Raw genomic sequence first — 16,590 nt, forward strand, 5'->3', positions numbered from 1 at the left:
CTTGCATTCAACTGCCGGGGGGCACCGTTTGTTCCCTTCATGTGAAGAGGTGGCCGCGATCATAAGGATTTGCGGCCACTCCGCGCGATCAGGGCGCTCGTTGCGGAGCGGTATTCAGCGCGAGTACGGGTGTGTTGCGAATCCCTGACTGGACGGCCGGGGCGGCCGCGTGCAGTCTTGCCTCGCCAGGAGACAGTGATGATCGATCGACGAAGCCTGATCATGGCCTCGGTGGCGGCGATGCTGCCATTGGAAGCATCGGCCGCGCGGCGCCCGCGCCAACCCGCGCCAAAAACCTTCGATTACGGGCCGGCCAAGCTCGACATCTATGCGCCCGATGGTGCAACCGGCCTGCCGGTCGTGGTTTTCGTTCATGGCGGCACCTGGCAGTTTGGCAAACGCAGTCAGGTCGACGCCAAACCAGCCTTCCTGCTCGCCAACGGTTTCTGCTTCGTCTCCATCGACTACCGCATGCTGCCGCAGGCCGATGTCGCCACCCAGGCCGGTGACGTCGAAAAGGCCTTCGCCTACATCAGGGCCAACATCGCCCCGCATGGCGGCGACCCCAACCGCATTGTCGGCATGGGCCATTCGGCCGGCTGCCATCTGGTTGCCCTGACCGGCATGCGCGGCGGATTGCCGGGCATAGCCGCGCTCATCCTCGACGACACCAGGGCCTATGATCTTGCGGCACTTGCCAAGAATGGCGGTATGGTCCGCGCCTATGCCCGCGTCTTTTCCGATCCCGCGCAATGGGCGGCACTGTCGCCGGCCAGCTATGTCGATGGCCGCAAGCATCCACCGACGTTCATCGCCTATTCGCGCGCCCCTGGCCGCGGCGAGGACTCAAAGGCCTTTGCCGAGCGCCTGCGCGCGACGGGCACCCAGGTCACGCTGTTCGACGGCAGCGCCTACACGCATATGTCGATCAATCGCGATTTCGGCGAGGACGGTGACGCGCTGACCGCTGCCGCGCTGGCATTCCTGAAATCGGTGGTCGGCTGATCCTTACCGCACTGGATCAGATCAAAAGTGGCGGCGGGACATTGCTGTGCGGGCGCGCCCAGGTGCAAGTGCTCTTCGATCGTGAGCGGGAGGGAATTGCATGAACGGCGCCGATGTCCTGTGTGACGTGCTTCTGGCCAACGATGTGACGGTCTGCTTCGCCAATCCCGGCACCTCCGAAATGCACTTCGTTGCAGCACTTGACCGCAAGCCGAAAATGCGTTGCGTGCTCGGGCTGTTCGAAGGCGTGGTGACGGGTGCCGCCGACGGCTATGCGCGGATGACCGATCGGCCGGCCGCGACGCTGCTGCATACCGGTCCCGGCCTGGCCAATGGGCTCGCCAACATGCACAATGCCCGGCGTGCCTTCAGCCCGATGATCAACATCGTCGGCGATCACGCCTCTTACCATTTGCCGCTCGATGCCCCACTCACCAGCGATATCGAGAGCCTTGCGGCGCCGATGTCCAACTGGGTCGGCCGCGTCAAGGGGCCGGCCGATGTCGTGCGGGCAGCTGAAGCAGCCTTTCGCGCCTCGCTGACACCACCCGGCGTGGCAACGATGATCCTGCCGGCGGATGCGGCCTGGGGCGAAGTCGACGCGGTTTCGGTCGGCAAGGTGACGTTGGCGCCGACGCCGGCCGTCGATATGGACGCCGTGCGCAAGGTCGCCGCGGCGATCCGTGCCGCTCCGAGCCGGGCCGGCATGATCGTTCGCGGGAAGGCCGCTCGCGCCGATGCGCTTGCCATCGCCGGGCAGATATCGACGGGCAGCGACGTCCGGCTCTTCGGCGAGGTTTTGATCGCACGGATGCAACGTGGGCGCGGGCGTGTCGCGCCGACCCGCATCCCCTATCCGGTCGATGCGGCGACGGCCGTGCTCAGGGATATCGACGTTCTGATCCTGGTCGGCGCGAAGGAGCCGGTTGCCTTCTTCGCCTATCCGGGAAAACCGGGACGGCTTGTTCGGGAAGGCTGCGAGGTGCTGACACTGGCCGCCCATGGCGACGATCTGCATGCGGCGCTGGAGGCGCTTCGCGACGAACTTGGCATCAAGCCGTCGCAACAACGGGTGCTGGCGGCCGCTTTTCCCGACGAGGCAACGCCGAATGGCAAGCTGACGGAAGATGCCATCGCGCTCTCGGTGGCGCGCAAACTGCCGGCCGATGCGATCATTTGCGATGAAGCAATCACCTCCGCCAGGCGTTTCTTCGCGCTGTCGGCCTTTGCCGCGCCGCACGACTACATGATGGGCACGGGCGGATCGATCGGTGGCGGCATCCCGATGGCGACCGGGGCTGCAATCGCCTGTCCGGACCGCAAGGTGATCAATCTCGAAGCCGACGGCAGCGGCATGTACACGGTGCAGGGATTGTGGACGCAGGCCAGGGAAAAGCTCGACGTGGTTACGATCGTGTTTTCCAACCGAACCTATGCGATCCTGCACGGCGAGATGAAGAATGTCGGCGTCGGCGCCATCGGCGAGAACGCCAGGCGCATGCTCGACCTCGACCATCCCTCGCTCGACTGGGTGTCGCTGGCCAAAGGCATGGGCGTCGAGGCGGCTCGCGCCGATACGTGCGAACGCTTCGAGGCGCTGCTGGACAGCGCGCTGTCACGGCGCGGGCCGTTCCTCATCGAAGCGGTGCTCTGAGCGCGGCGACAAACGGCAGGCGGAACCGAGCTACCAGCGCGTCTTTTCGCCGGGAGCCGCCGGTTCGATCGCCAGCGCATGCACGCCGGCCTGCAATTCGTCGGCAAGCAGTTCATTGACGGCGCGGTGACGGTCGATACGGCTCATGCCGGCAAAGGCGGAAGCGACGACGCGCACGCGAAAATGCGTCTCGCCGGTGCCGTCGTAAGTGCCGTGATGGTCGGAGCCGTGATGGTGGTGGCCGGCATGGAGATGGCTCTCGTTGATGATAACCAGCCTGTCAGGCGAAAATGCCTTGTTGAGCTTGTCTTCCATAGTCGCCTGTATGGACATCGCCGTTTTCCTTCACCACATATGGCTGGCGCCTCAGCCTTGAAACCAAAATCGGTCTTCGCAAAAGCGCTGCCGTGCAACAAAATCCGCCATTCGCCTGCTTTATGCCGCGATTCAGCGGTTAGGGCGATGATCGCGAAAATGTCAATTCTTGTTTCGCATCTGCGAACGCCCCATAAATGGGTAAGATGAAGCCGTACCCCAAATATTTCGAGAAGATTCGCGTCCGCCCCGACAAGGACGCGGAGCTGAAGTCGCACTCGCCGATCTGCCAGTGGGACGGCTGCAAGGAGGCGGGCACCCATCGTGCACCGGTCGGGCGCATGAAGGAGGGCGAGTATTTCCGCTTCTGCTTCGACCATGTGCGCGAGTACAACAAGGGCTTCAACTATTTCTCCGGCGTGCCGGACACCGAGGTCGCGCGCTTCCAGAAAGAAGCCATGACCGGGCACCGGCCGACCTGGAAGATGGGCGCCACCGGCCCCTCGACGCGGTCGTCGCCCGATATGGCGCAGATGCGCTCCGGCCGCGCCGGCTACTACAACCGCATGCGCGACCCGTTCGACCTGTTCAAGGGACCGAAGGATCCGCGCGAGGCGCGCGAGCGCAAGGCCAAGCCGCTTGAGGCCAAGGCGCTGGAAACGCTTGGCCTTGATACAAAGGCGACTGGCAAGGAGATCAAGGCGCGCTATAAGGAACTGGTGAAACAACACCATCCGGATGCGAATGGTGGCGACAGAGGTTCGGAAGACCGGTTCCGCGATGTGCTGCAGGCCTATCGCGTGCTCAAACAGGCGGGCCTGTGCTGAGCGACCATACGGTTCGTGTCGTTTTCCAACTTTCATAAGGTTGGAAAAGGCTCTAAGACCGCCCCCGGACAAAATCGATTGCCGGCGAAATCAGACGTTTCGCCCGTGGAGACGTTGAGAGATATGAACAAGGTCGATCGCGACATCGCCAACCTGCCCGACACGACGGTGTCGGTGAAGGAGAAATTCGGCTTCGAATCCAAGATGGTGGTGCCGGCCTATTCGGTGACATCGGAGCATGTGCCCGACATCGACCCGGACTATCTGTTCGACAAGAACACGACGATGGCGATCCTCGCGGGCTTTGCCTACAACCGCCGCGTCATGGTGTCGGGCTATCACGGCACCGGCAAGTCGACCCATATCGAACAGGTCGCCGCCCGCCTCAACTGGCCTTGTGTGCGCGTCAACCTCGACAGCCATGTCAGCCGTATCGATCTCGTCGGCAAGGACGCGATCGTGGTCAAGGACGGCCTGCAGATCACCGAATTCCGCGACGGCATCCTGCCTTGGGCCTATCAGCACAATGTCGCGCTGTGCTTCGACGAGTACGATGCCGGCCGTCCGGATGTGATGTTCGTCATCCAGCGCGTGCTGGAATCGTCGGGCCGGCTGACGCTGCTCGACCAGAGCCGGGTCATCCGCCCGCATCCGGCCTTCCGGCTGTTTTCGACCGCCAACACGGTCGGCCTCGGCGACACCACTGGCCTCTATCATGGCACCCAGCAGATCAACCAGGCGCAGATGGACCGTTGGTCGATCGTCACAACGCTGAACTATCTGCCGCACGACAATGAAGTCGCCATCGTGCTGGCCAAGGCCAAGCACTATCGCGACGTCAAGGGCAAGGACATCGTCAACAAGATGGTGCGCGTCGCCGACATGACGCGCTCGGCCTTCATCAACGGCGATCTGTCGACCGTGATGAGCCCGCGCACCGTCATCACCTGGGCCGAGAATGCCGAGATATTCGGCAATATCGGCATGGCGTTCCGGCTGACCTTCCTCAACAAGTGCGACGAACTGGAACGCTCGGTGGTTGCCGAGTTCTATCAGCGCGCCTTCGGCGAGGATCTGCCCGAGAGCGCCGCCAACGTGGTGCTGGGATAAGCACAGTCTCGATGGCGGGTCCGGGCGACAACACGCGCAACAAGTCGAAGACGGGGTCTGAAGCCGACAGCTTCAAGCGCGCCGTCACCGTCTGCATGCGCGCCATTGCCGGCGACAAGGAACTGGAAGTCGGTTTCGCCAAGGACCGGCCCGCACTTGCCGGCAGCCGTGCGCGTTTGCCCGAACTGCCGAAGAAGGCATCGAAGACCGATATTGCGATCACCCGCGGCCTCGGCGATTCCATGGCGCTGAAGCGCGCCTGCCACGATGTGCGCATCCACACCAAGCTGGCGCCGGAAGGCAAGGCCGCCCGCGCCATCTATGACGCGGTCGAGCAGGCCCGCGTCGAGGCGATCGGCTCACGCGCCATGCAAGGCGTCGCCGACAATATAGGTTCGATGCTGGAGGACAAATACGCCAAGGCCAACCTCGTCGACATCAAGGACAAGGCCGACGCGCCGATCGAGGAAGCTCTTGCCCTGATGGTGCGCGAGAAGCTGACCGGCCGCCCGGTCCCGAAAAGCGGCGAGCGGCTGGTCGAACTCTGGCGCCCCTGGGTCGAGGAAAAGGCCAAGGCCGATCTCGACGGATTGTCGGCCAAGCTCGGCGACCAGCAGGCGTTTGCCCGGGTCGTGCGCGAGATGCTCGCCTCCATGGAGATGGCCGAGGAACTTGGCGACGACCAGGAGACGGAAGATTCCGAGGACAATGACGACAACCAGCCGCAAGGCGAGGAGCAGAGCGAGGAGGGCGGCGAAGAGGATTCCGGCTCCGAGCAGTCGCAGTCCGAGGATGCCGAAGCTTCGGCCGATGACGAGCAGTCGGCCGAGACCGAAGCCTCCGACGCCACCGCCGACGACCTGTCCGACGATGACGACGCCGATGCCGAAACACCCGGCGAAGCGCGCCGCAACGACAATCCCTTCACCAATCTGCCGAAGGAAATCGACTACAAGGTCTTCACCACCGCTTTCGACGAGACGGTCGGCGCCGAGGAGCTTTGCGAAGAAGAAGAGCTCGACCGGCTGCGCGCCTTCCTCGACAAGCAGCTTGCCAATCTGTCCGGCGTCGTCGGGCGGTTGGCCAACCGCCTGCAGCGTCGCCTGATGGCACAACAGAACCGCTCCTGGGATTTCGACCTGGAAGAGGGCTACCTTGACCCGGCAAGGCTGGTGCGCGTCGTCATCGACCCGATGCAGCCGCTGTCGTTCAAGCAGGAGCGCGACACCAAGTTCCGCGACACGGTGGTGACGCTGGTGCTCGACAATTCCGGCTCGATGCGCGGCCGGCCGATCACGGTCGCGGCAACCTGCGCCGACATATTGGCGCGCACGCTGGAACGCTGCGGCGTCTCGGTCGAGATCCTCGGTTTCACCACGCGGGCCTGGAAGGGCGGGCAGGCGCGCGAGAAGTGGTTGAAGGACGGCAAGCCGCCAAACCCAGGCCGGCTCAACGATCTGCGCCACATCATCTACAAGTCCGCCGACCATCCGTGGCGGCGGGCACGGCGCAATCTCGGCCTGATGATGCGCGAAGGCCTGCTCAAGGAAAACATCGACGGCGAGGCGCTGCTGTGGGCGCACAACCGGCTGATCGCCCGGCCCGAGCAGCGCAAGATCCTGATGATGATCTCGGACGGCGCGCCGGTCGACGATTCGACGCTGTCGGTCAATCCGGGCAACTATCTCGAGCGCCATCTGCGCGCCGTCATCGAGCTGATCGAGACGCGGTCGCCGGTGGAACTGCTGGCCATCGGCATCGGCCATGATGTCACGCGCTACTACCGCCGTGCCGTCACCATCGTCGATGCCGAGGAACTGGCCGGCGCCATGACCGAGCAGCTGGCTTCGCTGTTCGCCGAGGAAAGCGCGAAGGATACGCGACGCGGCGGTGGTATGCGGCGCGCCGGATGATTTTTTCGCGCGGCGTTCAACAGACGCTTTTCGCCGCGATCGCCCTGCTTTCCGGCTTGGCTTCGGCGGCAGCCGGTTCGCCCGATTCCGGTTCTGTCGAACCGGTCGAAATCTCGGCCCGCCCGATCACCGAATTTCACATTGGCCGTGCCGACAAGCAATTCGGCCCTTTCGAATTCGTCGGCGGGCTGGAGATGACCTCGCCGACGCGCGATTTCGGCGCGCTGTCGGCCTTCCGCTTCCTGAAGGCTGGCGGTGACTTTATCGGCGTTGCCGACACCGGCTTCTGGTTCTTCGGCACGGTGGTCCGCGACGCGGAAAAGCGGCCCTCCGGCATCCAGAATTTCCGCATGCAGCAGATGGTCGACCGGACGGGCCGGCCGATCGACAGGAAATGGGAGGTCGATGCGGAAGGTCTCGCGGTCAAGGACGGCATCGCCACCGTCGGCTTCGAGCGCAGCCACCGCGTCGCCCAGTTCAAAATCGACCCCAACGACATGAAGGCGCCGTTCAAGCAGCTGGATTTCCTGGTGCCGGCCCGTGAACTGCGGCAGAATCGCGGCTTCGAGACTGTCACCCACGCCAACGCCAACGGCCAGCATGAGGGTGGCCTGGTCGTGGTCTCCGAGAAGAGCCTGGACAAGGTCGGCAACATCTATGCCGCCATCATCGAAGGGCCGCACAAGGGCGTCTTCACCGTCAAGCGCAATGGCGATTTCGACATCACCGACGGTGCCTTCCTGCCCGATGGCGATCTGTTGCTTCTGGAGCGCAGTTTCTCGATGGCCAGCGGCGTCAAGATGCGGCTGCGGCGCATCTACGGCGAAAGCGTCGAGAAGGGCGCGGTCGCCGACGGGCCGGTGCTGCTGGAGGCCGACATGGGCTACCAGATCGACAATATGGAAGGGCTCGACATCTGGACCCGCGATGACGGCGCGCTGATGGTGTCGCTGATCTCCGACGACAACCACTCGATCCTGCAGCGCAACCTCTATCTGGAATTCATTCTCCACCAGGATTGAGCCCGCCGGCTTTATGTCCTGGTGGCGATCCAGATGACATGGCGGGCGCCGCGCTTGCCGTTGGCGCGCGTACTGACCTCTTCGACCCCGAAGCCTGCCTGCTTCAGCCGCCGCGTGAAGCCGCCGTCCGGGCCTTGCGACCACACCGCCAGCACGCCGCCGGGTTTCAGGGCGCTGCGTGCGGCTGCGAGGCCCTGCAGACTGTAGAGCGCATCGTTGGATTTGTGGACGATGCCTTCCGGGCCGTTGTCGACATCGAGCAGGATGGCGTCCCAGGCTGCCGGCCGCAACCGGATCAGATGCCCGACATCGGCTTCCTGGATTGTGACGCGAGGATCGTCGAGACAGCCGCCAAAGATTTCGGCCATCGGACCGCGCGCCCAGGCGACGACGGCCGGCACCAGTTCGGCGACGACGATTCCGGCATCATTGGCTAATTCTGCAAGCGCGGCGCGCAAGGTAAAACCCATGCCAAGCCCACCGATCAGGATTGTTGGCTGGCTATGGCCGGCAATCCGCTCGCAGGATAGTTTTGCCAGCGCTTCCTCGGAACCGCTGAGGCGGCTGTTCATCAGCTCGTTGGTGCCCAGCATGATCGAAAATTCGGTGCCGCGCCGCTTGAGGCGCAGTTCCTGTCCGCGGTCCGGAGTCTTGGCCGAATCGAGCTGGACCCACGGGATCATGATCTTTGTCCGACCATGATCTTTTCCGAAAACCGGGTCCCAAGTTTCGCTGACGCGGACCTTCGGTTCGGGATCATGGTTTAAGCCACAACCGCCGGCTGGCTCCAGCGGGCGGCGAGCAGACGGTAGGGGATCAACGCCACGACGGCGATGATCAGTTTCACCGAGAGATCGCCAAGCGCCCAGGAAATCCAGCGCATCGCCTCGACATGGAAGACGCCCATCAAAGGTGCGCTTTCCAACGCAAAGCCGTCGTTTGGTCCGGCGAAGGCAAAGGCAGCCGAGAAAGCGACGGTGAAGAACACGGCGGTGTCGAACACCGACCCGACCAGCGTGCCGATGATAGGCGCGCGCCACCAACTCTGCCGGCGCAGCCGGTTGAAGACGGTGACATCGAGCAGTTGCGCGCTGAGGAACGCCGCTCCGGACGCGGCCGCGATGCGGACCAGCCGGTCGGCGGCGGTCTCGAATTCGATCAGGCCGTGGCGGAACAGGAAGGGCGGGACAAGGATCGAGCAGATCACCGCCGTCATGAAGCCGACAAAGACGATCCGGCGCGCCACAGTGGGGCCGTAGCGGCGGTTGGCGAGGTCGGTGACCAAGAACGAGAAGGGATAGGTGAAGGCCCCCCAGGTCAGAATGTCGGCCAGCGAGAGGCCGCCGATCTGGCCCTGCATCGGGAATTGCACGAGAATGTTCGATGCCACGACGACAAGCGCCATGGCGGCCACGAAGGGCAAATACCGCGAGAAGGAAGTCATTTTTTTATCCTGGGTAATGGAACCAGCCAAGCACCATGCCCATGCGGGCGATGCTTGCCTTCGTATGTGGGCACCGGATTGCCAAAACCTTGCGGCTTCGATCCGATGCTCAGGCCAACAAGAGGTTGGCCAGAGGCCAACAAGAGGTCGGCCAGGGCGGTCGTCCCCCGCCTTTGAACTGTTTTAAGCGGCAGCCTGTTCGGCGGTCTTCTTGGCGATCTGCTTTTTCAGCAAACGGGCGCGCTGCGACAATTCCTTAACGTCGGCCTTGGCCAGGAAGGCGTCGAGGCCGCCGCGATGTTCGACCGAACGCAGCGCGTTGGCCGAAATGCGCAGGCGCACGTTTTGGTTCAGCGCTTCCGAAATCAGCGTCACATTGACGAGGTTCGGCAGGAAGCGACGCTTGGTCTTGTTGTTGGCGTGGCTCACATTGTTGCCGGACATGACTGCCTTGGCAGTGAGTTCGCAGGTGCGGGACATTGTTCTAACCTTCAGTTCTCGGGGTCTGCCAAACACTCAAGCCCACGCCGGGTGGCGCGCGGTTCTGGTCAGGCGGCCTTATGGAAAAAGTTGGCGTTCCATAGTTGCATTTCGCCGAGGCGTCAAGCTCCGGCTTGCCCAGCCCCTGCATTGCCCACGGCGCGCCCGGCATTTTCATATTAAGGCCGGAATTCATCCTATAAGCGGTTCCATAGGGACATGCCAGACCGGAGTTGCCCGCCTCCGGCCGAAAATCAAGGACCCGATCCCGCCATGCTTCGTTCGCCACATGCCCTTGCCGCCATGCTTGCCATAGCCTTGCCGTCCGCCGCGTCTGCTGCCTCGCCGCAGTCGTTCAAGGGCGAGTACACGGTGTCGTTCCTTGGTCTTTCGATAGCGAAATCAACGTTTTCCAGCAGCTATGAGAACGGCGCCTACGCGATCCAAGGCAGTGTCACCGCGGCAGGGCTGGCCAAGCTGTTCGACGACACGCGCGGCACGATCTCATCCAAAGGCACGATCGCGGGCAAGAAGATGGTGCCGCAGGCATTCCGCGCCGACTACACCTCAGGCAAGAAGGCATCGGTGGTCGATATCCGCTTTGCCAATGGCAGGGTCACTTCGACGAAGGTCGTACCGGCGCCGGGCAAACGCGACCCCAAGAACTGGGTGCCGCTCGGTGCCGGCGACCTGGCATCGGTGCTTGATCCCATGGCCGCCACGGTCATTCATGCCGACAGTCTCGACCAGGTCTGCGGCCGCACGGTGAAGTTCTATGACGGCGAGATGCGTGCCGACCTGACGCTGACCTACGCATCGAAAGGCACGATCTCGGTCCCGGGCTACAAGGGCGACACCGTCACCTGCCAGATGGGCTTCGAGCCGGTGGCGGGCTATCGCAAGGGCCGCAAGGCGCTCAACTATCTCAAGAACAAAAGCCGCATGATGGTGACGTTTGCACCGCTCGGCCAAACCGGCGTATATGCGCCGATCCATGCCACGGTGGGCACGCAGATCGGCACCTTGACCATCAGCGCCGGGCGTTTCGAAGCGGTACAATAGCCAGGCGCGGAATTGGCGCGCCACTGGAGACAGAATGGGGCGCGCTACTCTGATCGGCTTTTCGGCGGTCGCCATGTGGGCGCTGCTGGCGTTGCTCACGGATGCGTCGGGCCAGGTGCCGCCGTTCCTGCTGTCGGCAATCACCTTCTCGATCGGCACCGGCGTCGGGCTCGTCGCACGGCTGTTCATGCCGGCACCCGACAAGCGCCAGAAGATACCGCCGCAGGTGTGGCTGATCGGCATTGCCGGCCTGTTCGGCTACCACTTCTTCTATTTCACCGCGCTGCGCAATGCACCGGCGGTGGAGGCGAGCCTGATCGCCTATCTGTGGCCGCTGCTGATCGTGCTTGGTTCGGCGCTGATGCCGGGCGAAAAACTGGCGTGGAACCATGTCGTCGGCGCGCTGCTCGGCCTTGCCGGCACCATGCTGATCGTCACCAAGGGCGGTGGTCTCGCCTTCGACGCCCGCTATGCCTTCGGCTATGCCATGGCTGCCGTCTGCGCCGTGCTGTGGTCGTCCTATTCGTTGTTGTCGCGGCGCTTCCCGTCGGTGCCGACCAGCATCGTCACCTGGTTCTGCGCGGCGACCGCGGTGCTGTCGCTCGCCTGCCACCTGGCGCTGGAACAGACGGTTCTGCCTGACGGCGCCGGCCAGTGGCTGGCCGTGCTCGGCCTTGGCCTGATGCCGGTGGGCGCCGCCTTCTATGTCTGGGACATCGGCGTCAAGCGCGGTAACATCCAGGTATTGGGTGCTGCAAGCTACGCCGCACCGCTGTTGTCGACGCTGGTGTTGATCGCGGCCGGCGTCGCCGAGCCGTCGCTGCGCATCCTCGCCGCCTGCGTGCTCATAACCGGCGGCGCGGTGCTCGCCGCAAAATCCCTGCTCCTGCGCAAGCCTGCCGCGACCGAGAGCCAAGCCGGGTCATCCGAAAGCAAGGCCGGGGCATCCGAAGACGGAGCCAGGGCATGACGATGCCGTTTGCGGGCGGCATCGACGCCAACGCCAATGCGACGCTGATCTTTTCGCTGGCGGCGGCGGTGATCTACGCCTTCACGCTTGGCATGCCGCCGACGCTTGCCCGCTCGGCGGCAAAGACGCTTGCCGTGGCGATGCTTGCCGTGCTGGCCGGGCTGCAGGGCGGCCCGCTGCTGCTGGTCGCCGCGCTCGCACTCAGCGCCGTTGGCGACGCATTCCTGTCGCGCGACGGCGAAAAGGCGTTTCTCGGCGGGCTGGCCAGTTTTCTTGTCGCTCATATCGTCTATGTCGCGTTGTTCCTGCGCGGCGGTGGCGGGTTGGGAGTGCTTGGCACCGAATCGTGGCGCGGAGCGATCACGCTCGCCATGGCGGTGTTTGCGATCGTCATGCTGGCGGCGCTGTGGCGTCGCGTCGGTCCCGGCCTGCGCATCCCGATCGCCGTCTATGTCGCTGCGATCCTGGCAATGGGCGTTTCAGCCCTGACGACAAGCAACCTCTGGGTGATTGGCGGCGCCATCCTGTTCATGGCATCGGACGGGTTGCTCGCCACGGAGAAATTCCTTGTCGCCGCCATCTCGCCGCATCGTGCCTGGATGCGATTCGCCGTCTGGGCGCTGTACTACGCCGCCCAACTCGCGATCACACTTGGCTTCCTACTAAATTGGGCTTCTTATTGAGTTAGGACTGTCCAGGCTGCCAGCCGGGTGCCGCCAACTCAAAGGCCGAAAACTCGAAGCCCGGCGCGACGGTGCAGCCGACCAGTGTCCATTCGCCCAGGCTGCGCGCCGATTGCCACCAGCCTGCCGGCACGACGATCTGCGGCCGCTCACCGGCTGCGAGATCGATGCCGAGCACCTGCTCCACAACGGTACTGCCTTCCTCCCACATCGCCAGCGCCAGCGGGGCGCCGGCATGGAAATGCCAGACCTCGGCGGCGTCCTTGACCCGGTGCCAGGCCGAGACCTGATGCTCCTCAAGCAGGAAGTAGATGGCGGTCGAATGGCCGCGCGCGTCGCCGGTGCCATCGCGAAAGGTCTCGGCATACCAGCCGCCTTCCGGATGCGGCTTCAGCCCGAGCGTCGCGATGATTTCGGCGGAGCTGGTCATGGCGTCGACGATACCACCGGGCTCTAGAAATTGTCCTTGCGCTTGCGGATTTCAGCAAAGACCTCGGCGTCCGAAGCTTTCTCCAGCCCCAGATGCTTGCGGATCGCCGGATCGTGCCAGCGCAGGAAGGGATTGGTCGACAGCTCCTCGCCGATCGTCGTCGGCAGCGTCGGCTTGTCGGCGGCGCGCAGCTTTTCGATCCTGGCGGCGCGTTCCTTCAATGCCGAATTGGTCGGGTCGACGGTCAGCGCGAAACGGGCGTTGGAGAGCGTATATTCGTGGCCGCAATAGATGGCCGTCTCAGCCGGAAGTGCAGCCAGCTTCTTCAGCGATTCATACATCACCGGCGGCTTGCATTCGAACAGCCGTCCGCAACCCAGCGCAAACAGCGTGTCGGCGGTGAACGCCACACCCGAAGCCGGCAGATAGTAGGAAACGTGGCCGGCGGTGTGGCCGGGCGTGGCGATGACTTCGATCTTTTCATCGCCAAGATGGAGGACCGAGCCGTCTTCGACGGTCTCGTCGATGCCGGGGATCTTGGCCTTTTCGGCCTCCGGGCCGACGATGCGCAGCTTGAAGCGCTCCTTCAGCGCCAGATTGGCCTCGACGTGATCCATGTGATGATGCGTGGTCAGGATCATCGTCGGCGTCCAGCCGGTGCGCTTTATCGCGGCCAGGATAGGCGCTTCCTCGGGCGCGTCGATGATCGCGGTCTGGCCGCTTTTGGGGTCATGCACCAGCACGCCGAAATTGTCGCTGCGGCACATGAACTGTTCGATTTCGACCGGCATCACATCTCTCCGTTATGGCCGCAGACATAGGGCGCTTGCGGGGCGATGTCATCCCGGATGTCGAATGACATCCCGGAATGTCGGGTCGTCGCGGCCTTTTGTTGAAACCTGGCGACATCACGGCTACATCCCTGCCATGCATTCCGACATCGTCGATCTTCGCTCGTTCTATTCGACAACGCTCGGCCGGTTCGCCGAGCGCTCGATCACCATGGCGTTGTCGTCGATATGGGCGGTCGTGCCCAACGAGCGGCTGGTTGGTCTGGGTTACACCTTGCCCTGGCTGGAGCGGTTCGGCACCGATGCCGAGCGGGTCTTTGCCTTCATGCCGGCAACGCAAGGCGCCGTCGTCTGGCCGGCGACAGGGCCGACGGCGACGGCACTGGTCTTCGACGAGGAACTGCCGCTGGTCGATTCCTGCATCGACCGCATGCTGCTCGTCCATTCGCTCGAACATGTCGAGAACCCGCGTGAGACGCTGAACGAGATCTGGCGTGTGCTGTCGCCGGCCGGCCGCGTGGTCATCGTCGTGCCCAACCGGCGCGGTGTCTGGGCGCGCTTCGAGCACACCCCGTTCGGCAATGGCCGGCCTTTTTCGCGCGGCCAGCTTACGGAACTGCTGCGCGAGGCCAATTTCACGCCCGCCGCCTGGTCCGATGCGCTGTTCTTTCCGCCGTCACGGCGCCGTTTCATGATGCGGTTCCACAATGTGCTGGAGCGCGCCGGCCGGCGGCTATGGCCGATCTTTTCCGGCGTCATCGTCGTCGAGGCGCAGAAACGGCTCTATCAAGGCGTGCCGGTGGCGCAGCGCGCATCGCGCCGCGTCTTCGTGCCGGTGCTGTCGCCGCATGGCGCCACCCGGCTTGGCCGTCACAATGCCGATGCCAAGCCCTCGGCTTCGCAGGTGACGGCTTCGTGATCGCGGCAAGCGTGCCTGCCGTCGTTTCCCTGCCTATCTGTCGCAAGCGGACCGACAGCCCATCCGGCAGCCCATACGAACGCCTGTCAAGTTTCTCCATCCGGTTTCAGCTCTGAACGCAAGGACCTCGGCCATGGCTGATCAACCGGACAATGCCGCCGCCGTTCGGCCAGTTGCCGTGGCGGTCGAAGCCAGCAGCCTGCGCGATCAGGTGATGACGATCCGGCGGGCGCTGGCGGGATCGCCGGTTCGCAAATGGTTGCTGTGGACATCGGTCGGCATCATGGCCGTGATCATCGCAACGTCGATCGGCCAGGTTCTGCTCAACCGCTGGAACCAGCCTTTCTACGATGCGCTTGCGCGCCGCGACATGGCGGCCTTCCTGCACCAGCTCCTCGTCTTCGCGATGATCGCCGGCGGGCTGCTGGTGCTCAATATCGGCCAGACCTGGCTCAACCAGATGATCAGGCTCAAACTGCGCGAGGCGCTGACGCTGGATCTGATCGATCAGTGGATGCGGCCGGCGCGCGCCTTCCGGTTGGCCAATGCCGGCGCCATCGGCGTCAATCCCGACCAGCGCATGCAGCAGGACGCCGCGCATCTGTCCGACCTGTCAACCGATCTCGGCGTCGGGCTGCTGCAGTCGTGCATCCTGTTGGTGTCCTTCGTCGGGGTGCTGTGGGAGCTGTCCTCGGGCTTCGTGTTCCACATCGGCGGGACCTCGCTGGCCATACCGGGCTACATGGTCTGGGCCGCCATCCTTTACGCCGGCATCGCCTCCTGGCTGAGCTGGCTGGTCGGGCGCCCGCTCATCCGCCTGAACAGCGACCGCTATACACGCGAAGCCGAACTGCGCTCCTCGATGGTGCGCGTCAACGAGAATGTCGATGCCATTGCTTTGTATCATGGCGAGGCCGACGCCAGGCGGCGGCTCGAACTCGATCTCGGCACGGTGCTGGGCGCCATGCGGCGCATCTACACCGCCCAGATCAACCTGTCCTGGGTGACCGACACCTATGGCTGGATCACCGTCGTGGCGCCCATACTGGTCGCTTCGCCGGTCTATTTCTCAGGTGATATCAGCTTTGGCGGGCTGATGATGGCGGTCGGCGCCTTCAACCAGGTCCACTCCTCCTTGCGCTGGTTCATCAACAACATCGGCAGCATTGCCGATTGGCGCGCCACGCTGATGCGCGTGGCCGATTTCCGCATCGCGCTCGATGAAACCGATGCGCTGCACGACACCGAAAAGCGCATCGCCTTCGGCCAAAACGTCAATGGCAGCCTGACTTTCGAGAAGCTCGAAGTGGCCTCGCCGGAGGGCTGCACCAGGCTCGCCGACCCGCATGTCGAAATCCGCCCCGGCGAGCGCGTCATGATCACTGGAGACCCGGGTGCGGGGAAGACGCTGTTCTTTCGTGCCATTGCCGGCCTGTGGCCATGGGGAAGCGGCCGGATCGGCCTGCCGGCGGGAGAAACCCCCATATTCGTGCCGCGCGTGCCCTATTTTCCGGTCGGCACGTTGCGCGAAGTCCTCGATCACCCGAACGGGTCCGCGCCGGCGAACGATGCCGACATTTCGGCGGTGCTGGCCGAGGTCGGTCTGGTACGGCTGTCCTCATCGCTCGACCGTGCCGGGCGTTGGGATCACGAGTTGGGCGATGACGAACAGCGCTCGCTGGCCTTCGCCAGGCTCGCGTTGCGGCAGCCGAAATGGGTGATCATCGATGAGGCGCTGGATGCGTTCGACGGCCCATCGCTAAGACGCGTGCTGTCGATGCTCGAGAAGCGTTTGCCGGGGACAGCGATCCTCAACATCGGTCGCGGCCAGCACAACAACCACTTCTTCCCGCGCGCGTTGACGATCGTCAAGGATTCCGGTGCGCCAGCCCTGAAGCCCGCCCGCGTCAGAGCCGGCGCGATCGAACCGCCGCCAGCAGCCGCCCGCCGCAAGAAATGAGCTGA

At 64.0% G+C, this 16,590-nt stretch carries 17 protein-coding genes; 11 read left to right on the forward strand and 6 right to left on the reverse strand.

The annotated features are described in order from the left end of the window. Positions 1-198: 198 nt before the first annotated feature. Together MESCI2_RS0119795 and MESCI2_RS0119800 are read left to right on the forward strand one after the other, a co-directional pair. Positions 199-1,005 (forward strand): alpha/beta hydrolase, encoded by an 807-nt coding sequence (locus MESCI2_RS0119795; RefSeq protein WP_027038088.1) that lies wholly within the window; start codon positions 199-201, stop codon positions 1,003-1,005. Between the two features lie 100 nt (positions 1,006-1,105). After that, entirely contained in the window at positions 1,106-2,659 is a 1,554-nt protein-coding gene (locus MESCI2_RS0119800) for an acetolactate synthase large subunit (RefSeq protein ID WP_027038089.1), read from the forward strand. 30 nt (positions 2,660-2,689) lie between these two features. On the opposite strand, the gene MESCI2_RS0119805 is transcribed toward MESCI2_RS0119800, so the two are convergent. Further along, the gene (locus MESCI2_RS0119805; RefSeq protein WP_027038090.1) at positions 2,690-2,992 is read right to left on the reverse strand and encodes a BolA family protein; all 303 of its coding nucleotides are present in this window, start codon (positions 2,990-2,992) and stop codon (positions 2,690-2,692) included. 179 nt (positions 2,993-3,171) lie between these two features. Between MESCI2_RS0119805 and MESCI2_RS0119810 the strand changes: the two genes are divergently transcribed. The 4 genes from MESCI2_RS0119810 to MESCI2_RS0119825 all read left to right on the forward strand — a co-directional run bounded on the left by MESCI2_RS0119810 (position 3,172) and on the right by MESCI2_RS0119825 (position 7,846). Beyond that, positions 3,172-3,801 (forward strand): J domain-containing protein, encoded by a 630-nt coding sequence (locus tag MESCI2_RS0119810; RefSeq protein WP_032901057.1) that lies wholly within the window; start codon positions 3,172-3,174, stop codon positions 3,799-3,801. 123 nt (positions 3,802-3,924) lie between these two features. Then, positions 3,925-4,911 carry a cobaltochelatase subunit CobS gene (gene cobS, locus MESCI2_RS0119815; RefSeq protein ID WP_027038092.1) on the forward strand — a complete coding sequence of 329 codons (987 nt, stop codon included), beginning with the start codon at positions 3,925-3,927 and terminating at the stop codon, positions 4,909-4,911. 11 nt (positions 4,912-4,922) lie between these two features. Then, positions 4,923-6,824 carry a cobaltochelatase subunit CobT gene (gene cobT, locus MESCI2_RS0119820; protein ID WP_013529369.1) on the forward strand — a complete coding sequence of 634 codons (1,902 nt, stop codon included), beginning with the start codon at positions 4,923-4,925 and terminating at the stop codon, positions 6,822-6,824. Further along, on the forward strand, positions 6,821-7,846 hold the full coding sequence (locus tag MESCI2_RS0119825; RefSeq protein ID WP_027038093.1) for an esterase-like activity of phytase family protein: 1,026 nt from the start codon (positions 6,821-6,823) through the stop codon (positions 7,844-7,846). Before cobT ends, MESCI2_RS0119825 begins: the two co-directional genes overlap by 4 nt. A gap of 11 nt (positions 7,847-7,857) precedes the next feature. Here MESCI2_RS0119825 and MESCI2_RS0119830 read toward each other — a convergent pair whose 3' ends face one another. The 3 genes from MESCI2_RS0119830 to rpmB form a co-directional block, all read right to left on the reverse strand. After that, positions 7,858-8,529: a spermidine synthase gene (locus tag MESCI2_RS0119830; RefSeq protein WP_027038094.1), complete on the reverse strand. Its 672-nt coding sequence runs from the start codon at positions 8,527-8,529 to the stop codon at positions 7,858-7,860. Positions 8,530-8,609: 80 nt separating this feature from the next. Continuing rightward, entirely contained in the window at positions 8,610-9,290 is a 681-nt protein-coding gene (locus tag MESCI2_RS0119835) for a queuosine precursor transporter (RefSeq protein ID WP_027038095.1), read from the reverse strand. A 183-nt stretch (positions 9,291-9,473) separates the two neighbouring features. Continuing rightward, positions 9,474-9,770, reverse strand: a complete 297-nt coding sequence (gene rpmB, locus MESCI2_RS0119840) for a 50S ribosomal protein L28 (protein WP_013529373.1) — start codon at positions 9,768-9,770, stop codon at positions 9,474-9,476. A 273-nt stretch (positions 9,771-10,043) separates the two neighbouring features. Between rpmB and MESCI2_RS0119845 the strand changes: the two genes are divergently transcribed. The 3 genes from MESCI2_RS0119845 to MESCI2_RS0119855 are packed head-to-tail and all read left to right on the forward strand — an operon-like array spanning position 10,044 to position 12,485. Continuing rightward, entirely contained in the window at positions 10,044-10,832 is a 789-nt protein-coding gene (locus MESCI2_RS0119845) for a DUF3108 domain-containing protein (protein WP_027038096.1), read from the forward strand. Between the two features lie 34 nt (positions 10,833-10,866). Beyond that, complete coding sequence (yddG, locus tag MESCI2_RS0119850; protein WP_027038097.1) at positions 10,867-11,802, forward strand: aromatic amino acid exporter YddG; 936 nt, start codon at positions 10,867-10,869, stop codon at positions 11,800-11,802. Then, positions 11,799-12,485 (forward strand): lysoplasmalogenase family protein, encoded by a 687-nt coding sequence (locus MESCI2_RS0119855; protein WP_027038098.1) that lies wholly within the window; start codon positions 11,799-11,801, stop codon positions 12,483-12,485. The genes yddG and MESCI2_RS0119855 overlap by 4 nt, the downstream gene beginning before the upstream one ends. A 1-nt stretch (position 12,486) precedes the next feature. Here MESCI2_RS0119855 and MESCI2_RS0119860 read toward each other — a convergent pair whose 3' ends face one another. Together MESCI2_RS0119860 and gloB are read right to left on the reverse strand one after the other, a co-directional pair. Then, complete coding sequence (locus MESCI2_RS0119860; RefSeq protein ID WP_027038099.1) at positions 12,487-12,915, reverse strand: cupin domain-containing protein; 429 nt, start codon at positions 12,913-12,915, stop codon at positions 12,487-12,489. A gap of 23 nt (positions 12,916-12,938) precedes the next feature. Next, positions 12,939-13,706 carry a hydroxyacylglutathione hydrolase gene (gene gloB, locus MESCI2_RS0119865; protein ID WP_027038100.1) on the reverse strand — a complete coding sequence of 256 codons (768 nt, stop codon included), beginning with the start codon at positions 13,704-13,706 and terminating at the stop codon, positions 12,939-12,941. A gap of 136 nt (positions 13,707-13,842) precedes the next feature. Between gloB and MESCI2_RS0119870 the strand changes: the two genes are divergently transcribed. Next, positions 13,843-14,625: a class I SAM-dependent methyltransferase gene (locus MESCI2_RS0119870; RefSeq protein ID WP_027038101.1), complete on the forward strand. Its 783-nt coding sequence runs from the start codon at positions 13,843-13,845 to the stop codon at positions 14,623-14,625. Between the two features lie 133 nt (positions 14,626-14,758). Beyond that, positions 14,759-16,585, forward strand: a complete 1,827-nt coding sequence (locus MESCI2_RS0119875; protein WP_027038102.1) for an ABC transporter ATP-binding protein/permease — start codon at positions 14,759-14,761, stop codon at positions 16,583-16,585. The last annotated feature ends 5 nt before the right edge of the window (positions 16,586-16,590 follow it).

The organism is Mesorhizobium ciceri WSM4083 (assembly GCF_000519305.1).
Taxonomy (GTDB): domain Bacteria; phylum Pseudomonadota; class Alphaproteobacteria; order Rhizobiales; family Rhizobiaceae; genus Mesorhizobium; species Mesorhizobium ciceri_B.